The sequence below is a fragment of the Fusicatenibacter saccharivorans genome (genome assembly GCF_015557635.1).
GTDB lineage: Bacteria > Bacillota > Clostridia > Lachnospirales > Lachnospiraceae > Fusicatenibacter > Fusicatenibacter saccharivorans.
Map to the genome: position 1 here is coordinate 1 of NZ_JADNOP010000001.1, position 17,974 is coordinate 17,974.

Sequence of the window (17,974 nt, forward strand, 5' to 3'; positions counted from 1 at the left end):
TCATGTGTTTATGCGGATTTGAGAGACTTAATTTCAGAAATGGAACTGCAAAAAGCAGCATAAACACAGGCAGATATGCAGTGGATTACCTGTTATGTGGAAACCTGCCGTATCCGGCATGGAAGAAGCGCGTATCCGCGCAAGATCTAAGAAACAGGCGTATCCGCCGATATTTTGTCTGCCGCCTAAAGCGGTCTGAAGCACGTGACTTTAGTCATGTGAGGTTCACTTTATGTATGATTTTTTACTTCCAGCTTTTCAGTTTGTCCGCTTCTGGAGTCTGCAGCAGAATTTCTTTACAGGCCAAAAGAGAAGGACTCACATAATCACAAAATGGAAAAAGCTCTTTTGTATACGGTGTCAGATCCGGGATCATGCAGGAGATGGCACCAGCTGCACGCGCGGCCTTCAGACCATTGATGCTGTCTTCGGCTACTATGCATGCAGCAATCGGAACTTTCAGAAGAGACGCTGCTTTTAAGAAAATTTCCGGATCCGGCTTGCTGTTGATTACCTCATCCCCGCAGACTGAAGCATCGATATACTGGTCAATGCCAGACTGTTTCCAATAGTCTTCCGCAACGCGCCGCGTTGTAGAAGTAGCAACGGCAACTTTGATCGAATGCTCTTTGAGCCAGGAAAGAAACTCATGAAGCCCTGGTTTTTCCGGGACACCGTTGCGTCGAATATAATCGTTTAGATACGCCGTGCGGATTGCGCGTCCTTCATCGTATGTCACCTGTCCGTGAAACCACTCCTCAAACAGCTTTCTGCTCCGCGGAAGCGCACTGCCGCGCATCTGTGAGAGATGTTCCTCCGTGAGCGTAAAATTCAGCTCCCGGGCAGCTTTTTGCCAGCCCTCTTTCATTATAATCTCGGTGTCAAACAGGATACCATCCATATCGAATAATACTGCCTTTATCATAAACATGACCTCCAAAGCACTTCTGTATTTTCAGTTGCTTAAATACTATGTTCAGTATACGAAAAATCCCGAAAAAAGACAAGTCCATGAGACAAACAGAAGACCACAAATTATACTTGACTTCAACCTGGCTTGAAGTGATATGCTGTCAAAAAACGACAAATCAGGAGGAATGACAAAATGGAAAAGTCAACGGTTTATTTTACCGACTTTCGATGTCCGGTTGGAACGAGTCAGCTTGACAAGCTGAAAAAACTCTGTATCGCTGCCGGCATCAAAGATATTGATATGGAAGGGAAATTCGTCGCAATCAAAATGCATTTCGGCGAACTAGGAAACATGGCGTTTCTTCGCCCGAATTATGCGAAAGTGGTTGCCGATCTCTGCAAAGAGCAGGGCGGTCTTCCGTTTCTGACAGACTGCAATACGCTGTATCCAGGCAGCAGAAAGAATGCGCTGGAACATCTTGACTGCGCAAATCTGAATGGATTTAATACCATTACGACCGGTTGTCAGATTATCATCGGAGACGGTCTGCGCGGAACCGATGAAGTAGAAGTTCCGGTTGTCAACGGAGAATACTGCAAAACAGCATTGATTGGCCATGCGATCATGGACGCAGATATCTTTATCAGCTTGAGCCATTTCAAAGGCCATGAGGCAACGGGCTTTGGCGGTGCACTGAAAAATATCGGTATGGGATGCGGAAGCCGCGCCGGAAAGATGCAGCAGCATGCCAGTGGAAAACCGGCGATCAATACGGATGTCTGTCGTGGCTGCCACCGCTGTGCAAAAGAATGCGGAAGCGATGCGATTTCTTATGTAGATAAAAAAGCAGTCATTGACTATGATAAATGCAAAGGCTGCGGCCGCTGCATCGGTGCCTGCAGTTTTGATGCGGTTTACAATCCAAACAGCAGTGCAAACGAGCTTCTCGACCGGAAAATGGCGGAGTATGCGCAGGCTGTCTGCTATGGACGTCCGTGCTTCCATATCTCGCTGGTACAGGATATCAGCCCGAACTGTGACTGTCATGGGGAGAACGATGCTCCGATCCTGCCGGATATCGGAATGTTTGCAAGCTTCGACCCGGTTGCTCTTGACCAGGCGTGTGCCGATGCCTGCCTGAAGGCAACTCCGATTGAAAACAGTCAGCTTGGCGAGCACCTTGCACAGCCGGGATGGCACTGCCACCACGATCATTTTAAAGATTCCAACCCGAATATTGAATGGGAGGCAACCCTTGATCAGGCGGAAAAGATCGGCCTTGGTACGAGACAGTATGAACTGAAACGAATCAAATAGTTTCTCAAACAGAAAAAGCGCTGCGTCACACTCCTGTGCGGCGAAACAGCAGCGAAACACAATGAGAAAGCTCCAGCTTCAAAGAGAAACTGGAGCTTTTTACGATCAGATTTTTGCATTGCTTTTTGAGTCTGCTATTGTTTTATCCGTCTTATATCATCTTCAAAAACGCCTTATGAATCCGCACATCCGGGTCGAGTTCCGGGTGGAAGGAGAAGGCCATCTGGTTTTTGTGTTTTACACCGACGATCCGCTCTTCCACAACCGCGAGCACTTCCACGCCGTCCCCCACAGATGCGATATACGGCGCACGGATAAACGTCATCGGCACTGTTCCGATGCCTGCAACCTGTGCTTCTGTGTGGAAGCTGCCTAACTGACGGCCGTAGGCGTTCCGCCTGATGCACATCGGGATCGTACCGAAATACTGCTCCGGCTGTCCCTTAATCTGTCCGTCGATCGTTTCTGCCAGAAGAATTGCACCGGCACAGGTTGCGAGGACCGGCATGCCGTTTTGAATCTGGCTTTTGATCGTATCGAACATGCCAAGCTCTTTTAAAAGCTTTCCCTGAACGGTACTCTCGCCACCCGGCAGTACAAGTGCATCATAAGGCTCAGAAAGATCACGGTCCTGACGCAGTTCGATGCATTCGGCGCCAAGCTGCTCTAATACTTTTTCATGTTCTGCAAACGCACCCTGCAGTGCAAGCACTCCAATTTTCATTATTTTCCTCTTTCTGCCATCAGTAAAGCGATTTCCTGCTCGTTGATGCCGACCATAGCCTCGCCGAGATCAGCGGAGAGTTCTGCGATCAGTTTCGCATCGGTGTAGTTGGTAACGGCTTTTACGATGGAAGCCGCACGTTTTGCCGGGTTGCCGGATTTGAAAATACCGGAACCAACAAAAACACCCTCTGCTCCAAGCTGCATCATCAGTGCTGCATCGGCAGGAGTTGCCACACCGCCGGCTGCAAAGTTGACAACCGGGAGACGGCCGTTGTCATGAACATACTGAACAAGGTCGTACGGAACCTGCAGGACCTTGGCTGCCTCAAACAGCTCATCCTCACGCATCGAGGTCAGTTTCTGGATTTCGCTGTTCATTTTTCTCATATGGCGGACGGCCTGTACGATATCGCCGGTTCCCGGTTCACCTTTGGTACGGATCATGGATGCGCCCTCATTGATCCGGCGGAGTGCCTCACCGAGATCCTTTGCACCGCAGACAAACGGTACTTTGAAGCTTCGTTTGTTGATATGGTAAACATCATCTGCCGGAGAGAGAACCTCACTCTCATCAATGTAGTCGATTTCGATGGCTTCGAGTACCTGCGCCTCTACAAAGTGCCCAATACGGCATTTTGCCATAACCGGGATAGAAACGGCTTCCTGAATGCCGCGGATCATCTTCGGATCACTCATACGGGAAACGCCGCCGGCTGCACGGATGTCTGCCGGAATCCGCTCCAGTGCCATAACGGCACAGGCACCAGCTTCCTCGGCAATATGCGCCTGCTCCGGAGTGGTAACGTCCATGATCACGCCACCCTTTAACATCTGTGCCAGTTCTTTGTTCAGTTTGTATCTCTCATTCGCTGCTGTCATAATAAGTTCCTCCGTGTCTGATAAATTTTAGTTCCTGTTTTGGCTTTACTTTTGCTCTGTCTCACAGTATACTGGTAAAGTGACTATAAAAAAATTGCCAAAACAAATATATTCAGTAAGGTCAGATGAGAGGAGAACGGTCGGATGCTGACGTATAATTTTGCGAATATAGGGTCAGATTCCCTGTATGAATATTTATATAAATGTATCAAAAATGACATATTGCTGGGAAATATCCGCCCTGGAGAGAAGCTGCCGTCGAAACGGACGTTCGCGAAAAATCTGGGTATCAGCGTCATTACCGTCGAGAATGCCTATGCGCAGCTTGTTGCGGAAGGCTATCTGTATTCCATGCCAAAGCGCGGATTTTATGCAGCTGATCTGGAAATTGAGGATTCCATGCGGGATGCGGTGCCAAAAGAGATCCTGCAGGTGGCAAACGGGGAGACTTCCTATTTTGCGGATTTTTCCAGTAACCAGACGGACAGCGAGATTTTTCCGTTTACAATCTGGACGCGGACGGTGCGTGCTGTCCTGAATGACAACCGGATCCAGCTCATGATCAATTCCCCGTGCGCCGGGATTTTAAAGCTGCGCAGTGCGATTGCAAAATATCTGCGAGAGTTTCGTGGAATGCAGGTGCTGCCGGAGCAGATTATTGTCGGCGCAGGAACGGAGTATCTGCATAACCTTCTGATTCAGCTTCTTGGGAACGATCTTGTTTATGGAGTAGAGGATCCCGGGTATCACAAAATTGCGCGGATTTATGAGAGTATGAAGGTGCGGTACGAGCCAGTGCCGCTCGACCAGGACGGTGTTTCGGTGCAGGAGCTGGAAAAAAGATCGGTTGATATTATTCATACATCCCCGTCCCATCACTTTCCAACCGGGACAGTCATGCCGGTCAGCCGCCGTTATGAACTGCTCGGCTGGGCGGCAAAATCAGATCATCACTATATCATTGAGGACGATTATGACAGTGAGCTGCGTCTCGGCGGAAAGCCGTTTCCAACGCTGCAGAGCATCGATGTATCGGATAAGGTCATCTATATGAATACGTTTACAAAAACACTTGCTTCTACGGTACGGATCAGCTATATGGTGCTGCCGCAGACACTGGCAGAGAAATTTTACCGCGAGCTGTCGTTTTATTCGTGTACCGTTTCCAACTTTGAGCAGTACACACTGGCAGAGTTTATTGAGAACGGCAGTTTCGAAAAACATATCAACCGGCTGCGGAACTATTATCAGAACAAACGAGATCTGATTTTGCAGGCGCTTGAAAAGAAGCCGCTCGGTGATTACGTAACCATCGAAGAGGAAGAAGCCGGCGTCCATTTCCTGATGCATCTTTGCACAAATTTGAAAGAAGAGGCGATTGTGTCGCAGGCGAAATCCCGTGGCGTGAAATTGAAGCCGCTCTCCGGCTATTACGCAGACACAGCGGAGGCGGCAAAGCAGGAAAATACGTATGTCATGAATTATTCCTCCATTGATCCGGCAGCAATGGAGCGGGCAGCGGGAGTGCTGCTTCATATTCTGCAGATACCTGGCAGATGATCTGCGAAACGAAAAGAATCGGAAGGATTGGGTGGCCGGATGCAGAGAATGATAGACACTGTTTCCAAAATGGACATGTCTGCGCATCCCCAAGTTACTGAACTGATAGAATGGAGAAAAGCATATGACGAATCGTGAAATGATGGAGATTGCCATGAGGCAGTCTGCGGAAGATATGGGATGCCGCGTGGAAGATTTCAAGGCGGACAAAAATGTTGTTGTTCCCATAAAATTAGGAAAGAAGGCCCGCAAATATTTGAAAGAGCCTATTACCTGCAATCTGGTTTCCTATGGAAATAATATCATGGCGGCTTCCATACCGGAGACGATGGATCTGGTATCTGCGTATGTAGACAAATTCGAATTTTACCACTGTTTTGAGACACCAAACATGCATTGGCTGAATGAACGTTTAGCTGAAAAAGGTCACAAAATATGTTTCATGGCAGAATACTATCTGCCGGACATCAGCCGGATACCGACTCTTTCCTGCGCCTATGAGACACGAGTATTGACACAGGAAGATTTTGCGGATTTGTATCGACCGGAATGGAGCAATGCGCTTTGCGAAGATCGGAAGAATCTGGATGTACTTGGCGTCGGCGCATATGATGGAAGTACGCTGGTGGGACTTGCCGCCTGTTCTGCCGATTGCGACGATATGTGGCAGATCGGTGTGGATGTCTTGCCGGAATACAGACGACAGGGGATTGCCTCTGCACTGACAAGCAGACTTACAAAAGAGATCATAAACAGGGGAAAAGTACCTTTTTACTGTACCGCCTGGTCTAATGTCAGATCTGTAAGAAACGCTGTCAAAAGCGGTTTTATACCGGCATGGGTAGAAATGACTGCAAAACCGGCAAATATTGTTGATGAGATGAATTTATGAAGGAACCTTCCCTGTCGATTCCCGCTGAATCAGCTGTGCATGCAACAAATACGTACTGATTGGGATGTGATTGAGAAGACTTGACAATGCAAAAAATCCACTTTTTCCGAGCTCCAGCCGATCTTGTCTGATGGTTGTAAGGGGCGGTGACGTACAAGCAGCAATCGGCAGATCATCAAATCCGATAATGCTGATATCATCAGGAATTTGGAATCCCAGCTGCTGACATTGCGTGAGCGTTGCACTAGCAAGGGTATCCTGGTTGCAAATAATAGCAGTGATTCCGTTCTCCAGAAAACGGGGAAGATGCTTTTCCATACATTCTGACAGATAATAAGAACAGCCGATCGCAGCAGGAGAAGTCTTCAGTCCATGCTGGTGCATGGAACGGAGAAAGGCAGCATGGCGTGCCTGGAGAACCCGGGCACCGAGGGAGCTGCTCAGATAGGCGATCTTCCGGTGTCCAAGTCCGGCAAGATAAGAGACGGCAAGCTCCATTCCCTCCTCATTATCAATACCTACATAAGCGGTGGAAGGATTCCCTACTATATAGTTGTCGAAAAGAACAGCCGGTGTGCGGCTGATTTTAAAGTCTTGAATCCAGGGATCGCTCAGGGAAAAGCCGACCACAAAAGCTCCTATATAATCATGCTCCAGCATAAAAACATCATAATGCTGGTTTCTTTGGGTCTTAATATCAACGGGTACAATTTCAACATCAAATCCGGCAGGTTCTGCCATCTGACGAAAACCCACCAGGATATCATAGGCAAAATGATGCGGTTCCTGATACCGCATATTTTCTTTTTCTATTATAATACAGACTTTTTTCGTTGGTTTCTTATAACGCCGCAGCTTCGTATAACCCAGAGCTACGGCAGTTTCCAAAACCTGTTTCCGTAAAGCATCGCTGATATCAGGCGCGTCATTGAGCGCTTTGGATACCGTGCTCTTGGAAACTCCCATTTTATCAGCAATATCCTGAATGGTAGTCATAATCGGCAATCCTTTCACAAAACAAAAAATGTAAACTCCCAGCTATCATGATGGAGTTCTTTTAACGCTATTATATGAAGATTGCGGGAGTGCAAAGCACGTAGCAATCTGGTATCAAAGGGGTCAAAAAACCTTTTGCCCCCGTATCATTATATAAAAACATAAGATAAAAAGCAATCCATACCGTGAAAAAGAAATGTTTCGCTAAGTTTCGAAAAAAGAAAGCATCCTGCACAAAAATCATCCTGAAAATTATCTGAATTTTACGAAAGCGCAGGGAAAAATGGAAATTGATTGACGAAGAAATAAAAAAGGCTTATAGTAAAGTTACGAAACAATACGAAACAAAAAGTGATCGTGTTTCTTACAAGGATGCAAAAAACAGCTTTAGAGCTATGCGGGAGGAAAATGAGATGGAATTTAGCGGTGTATACCATAAAACTTCAGAACAGATGAGTTATGCCCTGGATGAGGACAGACTGATTGTCAATATCAAGACAGGATATGATGTAAAACAGGTTTTTATCCATTACGGAGATCCTTATGAAGCCGGAATTTTGGGCGGAAAAGAAAAGTGGATCGGAAAAAGAGAGGAAATGATATATAAAAAACGTCTGCCTTATCAGATCTGGTGGACAACAACGCTTCTTCCGGAATACAAAAGATGCAAATATTATTTCGAGCTGCGGACGGAAAAGGAAGTCTGGTATTATTTTGAAGATGGTTTCCTGACAGAAGAACAGCTCCGGATGGATGGCCGTATGCAGCAGTGCTTTATTGTACCCTGGATGAACCCGGCAGATATCAATCGCACACCGGCATGGGTAAACGAAACGATCTGGTATCAGATTTTCCCGGATCGGTTCTGCAACGGGACACCGGAAAAAAACGGAGATGATATCACGCCCTGGAGAAATCACGGAACCGTAACAAACGAAGAAAAATTCGGAGGAAACCTGGAAGGGATCCGTCAGAGATTATCGTATCTGCAGGAACTTGGGATTACCGGTATTTATCTGAATCCGATCATGAAAGCAGAGTCCAACCACAAATATGACACGACCGATTATACAAAAATAGATCCGTCTTTTGGCGATGCGGATACAATGAAAGCGCTTTGCAAAGAAGCACATGAAAAAGGAATCCGCATTATGGTAGATGCAGTGTTTAATCATAGTGGAAGAAAATTTGTGCCGTGGATAGATATCCTGGAGCATGGAAAAGAGTCTCGTTATGCGGACTGGTTTATGGTAGAGGACTGGGAACAGGTTCAAAAAAGGGGAGACACCAGAGACCGACGGTTCTATTCCTTTGCATTTACAGACGGGATGCCAAAGCTGAATACAAACAACGAAGAGGTGATACAGTATTTCTGTAAAATCTGTGAGGACTGGGTACGGGAGTTTGATATCGACGGAATTCGTTTCGATGTAGGAAACGAAGTGTCGCACAGGTTCTTAAAGCGGATAAGGGAGCATTTAAAAACGATAAAGCCGGATATTTATCTTCTGGGGGAAATCTGGCATGATGCAAGCCAGTGGCTGCAGGGAGATGAATATGATTCTGTCATGAACTACCCGCTGCTGAGCGGAATCCATGATTTCTTTCTTGATAAAACAATGAAAAAAGAAGAATTTGAATATATGGTAAACCGTTGCTATACCATGTATATGCAGCAGAATAACGATGTACTTTTTAATCTCCTGGATTCCCACGATACCGAGAGGCTGATGAACCGTTTTCACGATCTGGACAAGTTCTACCAGCAGCTTGCAATCCTTTTTACGCTTCCGGGAAGCCCCTGTATTTATTATGGAACGGAGATCGCAATGGAAGGCGCTCATGATCCGGACTGCAGAAGATGTATGCCTTGGAGTGAAATTGAAAGCGAAGAGAATCAGAAAAAAATTGCAACGATGCGGAAACTGATCATGCTTCGAAGAAATGAAAAAGTGTGCAGAAGCCTGCATTTCCATTTTCCGAATGGCTATGAAAATGATCGGTGTGTAGAGTATATTAAACTAGACGAAGAGGGAAATAAAATCGAAGTTCTGCTCAACGCATCAGATGAGGAGATAAAAGTAAAAGGAGACGGGGAAGTACTTTTCGCCCGGGAATTTGACGGAGAGATACTTGGTGTAAATGGAACGTTAATTCGCAGGATGTAAGGGTTTCACCTGTTAGAAATATGTGCAGACAGGCACAAAAAAAGCATGTTTTCTGGAAAAGCCACCGGAAAACATGCTTTTTTGATCTCTTGACTCGCCAAAAACATAAGTAAGGAGCCATTTTTCGAAGGAAAATGAGCGGATTACGAATGTTTTTGAAGATTGCGTGAGTGCAAAGCACATAGCAATCTGGTATCACAGTGATCAGACGTTTAAAATACCGAACGACTGCAGCAGCAGTGCGGCAAGGAGCACGGGTGCAATAAACTTCACCATGACGATATACAGTCTCTTTCGACCGAACTTATATCCTCCCAGCGTCACCTCATCGATGATGACCTGCGGCTTTACAACCCATCCGATCAGAATACAGGAGAGAAGTGCGACAAGCGGCATCAGAAGGTTATTGCTGATAAAATCCATGACATCCAGGATCTGAGCCGTTGCGCCATTTGGAAGCTTCAGTTCAAAATAAAGCGCATTGTAGCCGAGGCATACGATGATACCGACGAGACACGCATAAACCGTTACAATCACAGTGCTCTTCTTTCTGCTGATGTGAAATTTGTCGATCATACAGGAAACAATGGATTCCATGACCGATACGGAAGATGTAATGGCTGCAAAGGAGACCATAAGAAAGAAAATGGTTCCGATTACGCCGCCTGCTGCTCCCATGGACTGAAAGACCTTCGGCAGGGAGACAAACATCAGACCAGGGCCGGCAGACATACCCTCTGTCCCCATAAAGGTAAATACGGCAGGAACGATCATCAAACCGGCGAGCAGCGCAACAATGGTGTCGAAAATTTCGATCTGGTTGATCGATTTCATCAGGTTTGTTTCTTTTTTTACGTAGGAACCATAGGCAACCATAATACCCATCGCTACACTGATCGAAAAGAAAAGCTGTCCGAGTGCGTCGACAAAGACGGTGAAAAATTTCTGCGGCGTCATTCCTTTAAAATTTGGAACAAGATAAATTTTCATACCCTGCAGTCCCGTACGGACGACACCGTCTGCATCGGTATGGGTCAGTGTCAGCGAAAAAACAGAAATTCCGATGATTAAAATCAGAAGGATCGGCATCAGAATTTTGCTGTAGTTTTCAATTCCCTTATTGACACCACGATATACAACGAATGCGGTAAGAAAAAGATAGATTCCCAACCACACAATCGGCTGCCATGTACCGGTAATATAGCCGGTAAAGTAACCATCCTCGGCAGCAGCAGTGCCATGTCCGGTGAGAAACACAGACAGGTATTTTAATACCCAGCCGCCAATGGAGCAGTAGTAAGGCAGAATGACAACCGGCACGATACTGGCGAGAAGGCCAAGGCCGTTCCAGCCCGGGTGAATTTTTCCATAAGCGACAAGCGGACTTTGTCCCGTTTTTCTGCCGATGGCAATATCAGTTGTCAGCAGCGTAAATCCAAAGGTCAGAGCCAGTACGATATAAACTAAAATAAAGGTTCCGCCTCCGTCTTTTGCGGCAAGATAAGGGAAACGCCAGATATTTCCCAGTCCAACCGCGCTTCCTGCGGCAGCAAGCACGAAGCCGATCGATCCGGTAAAGCTGCCGCGCGTATGTTTCTTTTCCATATAAGATACATCTCCTTATTGATAGACTGACTGTTTTTAACAGCCGAATACTTCTATTATAAAGTTCGGACGATACTTCGTCAACCAGAAGATCTATAGATTGACAATTTCGATTAGTTGTACTATCATCTAATTAGTTGTATATGCATCTATTTGAAACAGATTGAGAATGGACAGGAGGAACAGAAAAATGGATCCAACAGAACGGAAAATAACAAAAATAGCGCGGGAAGCCGGGAAATTTACGGTTCAGGCAATGAAAGAAGAGGGCATCGGCACAGCAGAATTTGACTTTATCCATCTGGTGCGCCATCATCCGGGCATCACGCAGACGGAAGTGCGCGAACAGTTAAAGATTGATAAAGGAGCCGCTGCAAGACGCGCTGCAAGCCTTGAGGCAAAGGGATATCTGATCCGGAAACCGAATCCGTGGGACGGCAGAAGCCAGCTTCTGTATGCTACGGAAAAAGCAGAAACTTTGAAAAATTCCAAAGCAGAAATTGAAACGGTTTTTTATGAATGGCTGCTTTTGGAGCTTCCGGAAAAGGAGGCAGAAAGCTTCTGCGAAACACTGGACAAGCTGTACTGGAAATCGAAGAGAGAACGGCAGAATCATTTTGCGGAACTTTCAAAAATTTTAAGTGAAAAAGCAGATAAAACAATAAAAGCAACAGCAGAAGGAGGCAGCAGCGATGAAGGATGAAACCTTTCGCCCGAACCGGGTGCTCTCTTACTTTCAGGAAGAATGGAAAATTCTCTTTTTTGTTACGGTTTCCGGTCTCATCTATAATCTGGGACTTCTTGCAGGCCCCTGGTTTGAGGGAAAAATGACAGGAAAGCTGGTTGATCTCCTGGGTGGCACAGGAACCTTCCACCAGATGCTGATGCTGGTCACGGCCTATGTCGTGAGTATTGGCATTGTGCAGGTTTCCCGCTATTTCAAACGGTTCTATGTCAGAAGATTTGCCAACAACGTCAACCGGCATATGAAGCAGATTCTTTACGGAACGCTGGTTCGCAAAAGCCGCTTGGAGCTGGAAGCGGAAGGTACCGGAAATGTACTGACGAAGGCCATTCTCGACGTAGACGATTGCGTAGAAGGAATGCGGAAATTTACAACGGAAATCTTTGATACCGGTGTTGCTCTTCTCGCCTATGCGTGCATGCTGCTCTGGTACGACTGGAAGCTGGCCCTTCTCTGTATGATTTTCCCGCCGGTTTCCTACGTGATTGCGGAAAAGATGAAGGTCATTGTACAGAAAACAGGTGCCGCCTATAAGGTGCAGTCGGGTGCATTAAGTGCCGCAACCCTGGACCGTGCGGCAAACGCGATCACCTATCGTGTCTTTGGCTGCGAGGAAGACCGAAAAGCTGCATATGAGAAAAACCTTTCCGCTTACGAGAATGCTGCTGTCCGTGCCAATATCTGGAACACAGCAATGCCGCCGATTTACCGGATCATCTCGATGGCGAGCATTCTGTTTATCCTGTACTTCGGAGGCAGAAATGTTCTTCATGAGGGCTGGACACCGTGGACTATCGCCGTATTTACGACGTTCCTGTCCTGCTATACAAAGCTTGCTACTAAATCATCGAGTGCGGCAAAGCTGTTCAACGCGGTACATAAAGCACAGGTTTCCTGGAAACGAATCAAGCCGCTCTTGCAGAATTCCGAAGCAGAACCAGAGCTTCCGGCCGCAGCGCCTGCAAAGCTTTCGGTCGATCATCTGCATTTTGCCTATCCGAACGGAAAAGAGATCATCCATGATCTGTCGTTTGAAGCAGCTCCGGGCCAGATCATTGGTGTGACGGGACCGGTTGCATGCGGAAAATCAACGCTTGGAAAGACCTTCCTCTGCGAATCACCGTATGAGGGAAGCATCACTTTCGGCGGAAAAGAGCTTGGAAAAATGGAAAAAACAGACCGGAACTGCATCATCGGTTATCTCGGCCACGATCCGGAGCTGTTTCATGGAAGTGTGGAAGACAATATCCGCCTCGGCGGAAAACAGGGCGCGGAGGAAATAATTCGGATTGTCTGCTTCGAAGAAGAGACAAAAGCAATGGAGGACGGCATTCATACCCTGGTCGGAACAAGCGGTGTCCGTCTCTCAGGCGGCCAGGCGCAGCGCCTTGCCCTTGCGAGAACGTTGTATCACAAACGGCCGGTTCTGGTTCTCGATGATCCATTCTCGGCACTCGATAAAAAGACGGAAGCACAGATTTTTGCAAACGTAAAAGAGCTGGCACGAGATTCCATTGTCATTCTGATTTCTCATCGTCTCTATCTGTTCGATCAGATGGATCAGGTGATCTGGATGGATGAGGGACATACGAAAGTCGGCACACATGAGGAGCTCCTCGCAGAGGTTCCGTCCTACGCAGAACTCTGCCGTGATCAGACGAAGGGAGGCAGTAACGATGAAAAATAAAGAATCTGTATTGCAGGTCATCAAAGAGACGGTCCGAAAACACGGTGTTTTGTCCGCCGGACTTTTTGCAGCCGTCTGCGGTGCCGTTATTTTCGCACTGCTCCCGCCGCTTATTCTGGCACAGCTGATTGACCGGCTCACCAAGAATCACACCCTCTGGACGGGCGGAATTCTGCTGTATTTCGGACTGCTCGCCCTGACTGGTTTTCTCGAATCCGCAAGGGAGAGTCTTCTGACGGTATTCGGCCAGAGAATTACGCATGCACTCCGGAGCAGTCTGATGGAAAAGTTCGGACGCCTTTCTGCCAATGAACTGAACCGCCAGGAGCCGGGTGCCCTGGTATCGAGATTCGTCGGTGATGTCGATACCGTGGAAAATCTGTTCACCTCCGGTATCATCAGTATGTTTGCCGATGCGTGCAAGATTTTAAGTATTCTTGTTGCCATCTGGGTGACAAACCGCGGACTTACGATTGTTCTGATTGTTCTTCTGCCGGTCCTGTTCCTCTTTACCCGTTACGTACAGAAAAACATGCTGGCATCCCAGATTGCCAACCGCCGCGCGGTCAGCCGTGCTTCCGGCCACGTTCCGGAGACGCTGCACAACATTCGGACCATCCACTGCCTGCAGAAAGAGACGTATATGGAGCAGCAGTATGCGCGCTATATCGATGACAGCTACAGTGCGATGGAGAAGACCAACTTTTACGATGCCGTCTATTCTCCGGTTATTCTGATTTTAAATGCCATTGTTGTTGCTGTTGTCATGCTGCTTTCGGCCTCCGAAAATCCGACCGTTTTAAAGCTGTTCGGCATGTCCGCCGGAACCGCCGTTGCTGTTATAAACTATATTTCCCAGATCTTTACTCCGGTCGAAAGCCTTGGTATGGAAATCCAGACAATTCAGTCTGCGTTTGCCGGTATGGAAAGAATCAATGAATTTTACAGCCTGAAAGAGAAGAAAGGGCCGGCTGCGCTGACTGCAAATACAGATTACGGCATGGCGGCTGAGTTAAAAAATGTGACGTTTGGATATGACGAAAGCCAGGTCATCTTAAACGATGTGAGTCTGCAGATCAAAAAAGGCGAGCGGGTAACACTTTCGGGACGAACAGGTGCCGGAAAGAGTACCATTTTCAAACTGCTGCTCGGTTTATATGAGCCACAGAAAGGAAAGGTTCTGATTTGGGGCGTTCCATCTGTCGATCTGACGGATGCGAAGAAACGAAAGGTTTTCGGCTATGTGGAGCAGTCGTTCCATATGGTGCCGGGGTCGGTAAAAGACCAGATTACACTGTATGATTCGAAGATTTCGAATGCGGATGTAAAAAGAGCAGCAGAACTGACCGGACTTGCAAAGACCATCGAGGCGCTTCCGTACCAATATGATACGATCTGCACACAGGATCTCTTCTCACAGGGTCAGTGGCAGCTTCTCTCGATTGCACGTGCAGCCGCAGCGGAGCCTGAAATTCTGCTCCTCGATGAGATTACCGCAAACCTTGATGCAGAGACGGAAAAAATGGTATTAAATGCATTGCAAAGAGTTTCCAAAAACCGTACCGTAATTTCCATTTCCCACCGAACTATGGCAGAAACGGGACGCGTGATTCCAATTTCATAATTTCTTTTCGTTCATTAAATTTTTGAAACAAAGCGTGCCGGATGCATTCTGACAAAAAAAGATGCGCCGACACGCTTTCTTTGTCCCGCTAGGCAGAACAAAATAGAGCGGAGGAGCGAGTTTCAATTGACATAAAAAAGGGGAGCAAGTACAATAAAAGTAACGAAAAGAGAGGAGGCGGTATTCAGTTGAAAAAGAGAAAATGGAAATTACGCATCGCAGGCGGCGCTGTCACGCTGCTTGGCATCTATCTGATGGCGGTCGGCTACGGAGAGATGATCACACTCACCATCGCCACGGTTGTCTTGATTTTCGGCATTGCCATCTGGTCCATGGCAACCCCGGAGAGCTACAATTCCATGACGGATATGATTGCCATGATCTCCATGGAGAAGCCGCGGAAAATCGAAGAATTTTATGAGGCTTACAAGAACGTCGATACACCGTTCGGTTCCGCGTGGCTTGCAAAATTCTACACGATGCGGCAGAAAGCACTCGTTTTCGGACCGGACGCCAAGGGAGAATATCTCTACTTCTGGCTGAACAAAGACGGTCATGTCGGTTATTTGGGATATTCCTTCATCGAAGGCTTTATCAAAAAGAAACTCACCACACCCGTGTATCCGATTCATGAAGATGTTGCAGAGAACCTCGCAGACCATCTAAGCTACCATTCCGATCTGATGATGTTCCAGAGCGAATTAAAAGCGAATCTGGAGCATTTCGTCAAAACTGGAACGGTACAGCCGTTTCAGAAGATTTCAGCGTCCCAGATTTACACTTTCACGGAGGATTACCGCCTGACGGGCCAGCATTTCGATCTGGAGGATACAGACGGAAACCTGGTTTACGAGATCGACAGCACCGTGCCGCTGAAAACATTTTATATCTACGATGCGATGCACACCGAAATCTTCCGTATGACGAAGGAACTGCTCCACGCACTACCGACGTACCGCTTTTATCTGTACGGCGAGCCGTATGGTGTGTTGAAAAAGCAGTTTGCACTCGTACGGGATCAGTTCTCGATGGAACTGCCGGAGGGAAAACTGGAACTCCGGGAATATGCCGGCTCCATTGGCCACAATTACTCGGTAAAACTGAACGGAACCATGATCGGCGCCATCGTCGACAATATGGATCTTACCGTCGGAAACATCATGTTCGACAATGCGTTTCTGATTGTCTACGATGCAAAATATCTGCCGCAGCTGACCGCACTCGCTGTGATGGCGGCAAGAGAACTGGCACGCGACAAGGACGGCGGTTTTTCCAACAGGTCCTGACAAAAGAAAGAGAGGGGAATCTATGAGAAAAACGACAAAATTGTTTTTGGGTTTTACAGCAGGACTTCTGCTTCTGTGCGGATGCTCGGCGGCAGAAGAAAAGTTAGGGTATGAAAACGCGGATGTGGCAAAAGAAGCCCTTGCATCGGCTTCGTTCGTCCGCATGCGCTGTGATCTGGATAACGTTGACGCTTCGGGAAACATTTATGCGGATGAAAAGGCTGCCGCGTATATGAAAAACAGCGGTCTCTTTGATCAGACCTGGACGATCTCTATTTCCGGCGAAGAATGGTTCCATATGAAAATTGTGACGGACGAAGAAATCAATAAGATGACAAAATCCGCTACTACCTATGCATTCTATGATCCGGACAACAACCTGCTTGGCTATGCACAGGAGCGCGTGACGACACCGGATCAGATGCCGGAAGCGTATTACATTATTTTTCTCGATGCAGATCTGAACGAAAAACCATATTACGCATCAGAGGATGGACATACCATTTATACAGAGGGCGGAACGGTGATCGGTTCTGCGAAAAAAGAGATGGACTGGTCCGGTTCACAGTGCAATCTCTATGTGAACCTGGAGGATAACGGTACGCAGGTGATGGATTTCCAGGATAAATACGCCTTGCTCGATATGATGTACGATGAGGCAAATGAGTATTACAAAGATAACAAGTAAGGCGGAGGAAAAAGGCAGTTGAAAAAGAGAATATATACAGCCGCTGGTCTTTTTCTTGCCGCCGCTCTGGTGCTTGGCGGCTGCGGAAAAGAAAAAGTGCCGGAATCTGAGTTTGCAACTGCGGATGAGGCAAAAGAGGCGCTTACATCGGCAGAAACCATAGAAATCTACTTTGACCTGTATGGAAGTAAACGAAAGACGAAGATTGTGGCAGACGGAAAAGTGGCGGGCTATCTTCAGAAGAATACGGTCTATATCAACGAGGAGGAGTGGTTTTCGATTGACTATGTGGAGGATGAGCCCATCAATGACAGAGAAGGCTCCGGCACGACGTACGGCTATTACGACGCATCCGGTACGTGTCTTGGCTATGCGCAGGAGCAGTATGTGGATACCTCCTATGGAAAAGATACAAGACTGATTTTCCTTGATGTAGATGAAACGCCGCTCGATTACCAGAGTTCGAGAAGCGGCAGGATTCTGTATGATGAAAATGACGAGGAGATCGGCAGCGGAAAGATCGGGCGATCAGGGGTCAGTCTTCTTGACCAGTGGTACACGAATCTTTACTGTGCCGTCTTTAAGACCGAGACGGACGGCACGCGGCAGATTGATTTCATGGACCGGATGGCGATGCTGTGGCGTCTGGAGCGCGATTACCGCTCAATTGACGACAATCCTGTCAACACCGGCGTGCAGATTTATGAAACGGTTGCCGTTGTTTTTGTGCTGATCCTGTTGATTGGTTCGTCTTTCTCAAAATGGAGACAAAAAAAGAAAAATTAAAGGGAATGCTCGCTTCCTGGACGGCTGGTTTTGAGAAAAAACCACTGACAGGAAGGGGGCATTTTATACGCTTGTGAATCTTGCACAATTTCTGGTTTCATG

The 17,974-nt window shown here is 47.2% G+C and carries 15 protein-coding genes; 10 read left to right on the forward strand and 5 right to left on the reverse strand.

All coding sequences use genetic code 11. The features are described from left to right. Positions 1-244: 244 nt before the first annotated feature. Positions 245-925, reverse strand: coding sequence for an HAD family hydrolase (locus I2G42_RS00005; RefSeq protein WP_055228121.1), 681 nt, complete (start codon positions 923-925; stop codon positions 245-247). 180 nt (positions 926-1,105) lie between these two features. On the opposite strand from I2G42_RS00005, the gene I2G42_RS00010 reads away from it, so the two are divergent. Further along, positions 1,106-2,230 carry a DUF362 domain-containing protein gene (locus tag I2G42_RS00010; protein WP_195530594.1) on the forward strand — a complete coding sequence of 375 codons (1,125 nt, stop codon included), beginning with the start codon at positions 1,106-1,108 and terminating at the stop codon, positions 2,228-2,230. 151 nt (positions 2,231-2,381) lie between these two features. Here I2G42_RS00010 and pdxT read toward each other — a convergent pair whose 3' ends face one another. Then, a complete protein-coding gene (pdxT, locus tag I2G42_RS00015) occupies positions 2,382-2,954 on the reverse strand; it encodes a pyridoxal 5'-phosphate synthase glutaminase subunit PdxT (protein WP_055228123.1) in 573 nt (190 codons plus the stop codon). After that, positions 2,954-3,835: a pyridoxal 5'-phosphate synthase lyase subunit PdxS gene (gene pdxS, locus I2G42_RS00020; protein ID WP_055266047.1), complete on the reverse strand. Its 882-nt coding sequence runs from the start codon at positions 3,833-3,835 to the stop codon at positions 2,954-2,956. The genes pdxT and pdxS overlap by 1 nt, the downstream gene beginning before the upstream one ends. A 144-nt stretch (positions 3,836-3,979) precedes the next feature. Here pdxS and pdxR point away from each other — a divergent pair, with 144 nt between their 5' ends. Continuing rightward, positions 3,980-5,395: a MocR-like pyridoxine biosynthesis transcription factor PdxR gene (gene pdxR, locus I2G42_RS00025; RefSeq protein WP_195530595.1), complete on the forward strand. Its 1,416-nt coding sequence runs from the start codon at positions 3,980-3,982 to the stop codon at positions 5,393-5,395. A 124-nt stretch (positions 5,396-5,519) separates the two neighbouring features. Further along, on the forward strand, positions 5,520-6,287 hold the full coding sequence (locus I2G42_RS00030; RefSeq protein WP_195530596.1) for a GNAT family N-acetyltransferase: 768 nt from the start codon (positions 5,520-5,522) through the stop codon (positions 6,285-6,287). Here I2G42_RS00030 and I2G42_RS00035 read toward each other — a convergent pair. Next, a complete protein-coding gene (locus I2G42_RS00035) occupies positions 6,282-7,283 on the reverse strand; it encodes a LacI family DNA-binding transcriptional regulator (protein WP_117804963.1) in 1,002 nt (333 codons plus the stop codon). The genes I2G42_RS00030 and I2G42_RS00035 overlap by 6 nt on opposite strands. 413 nt (positions 7,284-7,696) lie before the next feature. On the opposite strand from I2G42_RS00035, the gene I2G42_RS00040 reads away from it, so the two are divergent. Then, positions 7,697-9,451 (forward strand): glycoside hydrolase family 13 protein, encoded by a 1,755-nt coding sequence (locus I2G42_RS00040; protein ID WP_195530597.1) that lies wholly within the window; start codon positions 7,697-7,699, stop codon positions 9,449-9,451. Between the two features lie 204 nt (positions 9,452-9,655). On the opposite strand, the gene I2G42_RS00045 is transcribed toward I2G42_RS00040, so the two are convergent. Next, the gene (locus I2G42_RS00045) at positions 9,656-11,056 is read right to left on the reverse strand and encodes a sodium-dependent transporter (protein WP_118594444.1); all 1,401 of its coding nucleotides are present in this window, start codon (positions 11,054-11,056) and stop codon (positions 9,656-9,658) included. 190 nt (positions 11,057-11,246) lie between these two features. On the opposite strand from I2G42_RS00045, the gene I2G42_RS00050 reads away from it, so the two are divergent. The 6 genes from I2G42_RS00050 (at position 11,247) to I2G42_RS00075 (ending at position 17,872) form a co-directional block, all read left to right on the forward strand. Further along, complete coding sequence (locus I2G42_RS00050; RefSeq protein WP_022461532.1) at positions 11,247-11,759, forward strand: MarR family winged helix-turn-helix transcriptional regulator; 513 nt, start codon at positions 11,247-11,249, stop codon at positions 11,757-11,759. Continuing rightward, entirely contained in the window at positions 11,749-13,488 is a 1,740-nt protein-coding gene (locus I2G42_RS00055) for an ABC transporter ATP-binding protein (RefSeq protein WP_055217815.1), read from the forward strand. Before I2G42_RS00050 ends, I2G42_RS00055 begins: the two co-directional genes overlap by 11 nt. Continuing rightward, positions 13,478-15,112 carry an ABC transporter ATP-binding protein gene (locus tag I2G42_RS00060; protein ID WP_195530598.1) on the forward strand — a complete coding sequence of 545 codons (1,635 nt, stop codon included), beginning with the start codon at positions 13,478-13,480 and terminating at the stop codon, positions 15,110-15,112. The genes I2G42_RS00055 and I2G42_RS00060 overlap by 11 nt, the downstream gene beginning before the upstream one ends. A gap of 188 nt (positions 15,113-15,300) precedes the next feature. After that, positions 15,301-16,398, forward strand: a complete 1,098-nt coding sequence (locus tag I2G42_RS00065) for an LURP-one-related family protein (protein WP_195530599.1) — start codon at positions 15,301-15,303, stop codon at positions 16,396-16,398. 22 nt (positions 16,399-16,420) lie between these two features. Continuing rightward, on the forward strand, positions 16,421-17,086 hold the full coding sequence (locus I2G42_RS00070) for a hypothetical protein (protein WP_022461040.1): 666 nt from the start codon (positions 16,421-16,423) through the stop codon (positions 17,084-17,086). Positions 17,087-17,104: 18 nt separating this feature from the next. After that, positions 17,105-17,872: a hypothetical protein gene (locus tag I2G42_RS00075; RefSeq protein WP_022461039.1), complete on the forward strand. Its 768-nt coding sequence runs from the start codon at positions 17,105-17,107 to the stop codon at positions 17,870-17,872. Positions 17,873-17,974: the final 102 nt, after the last annotated feature.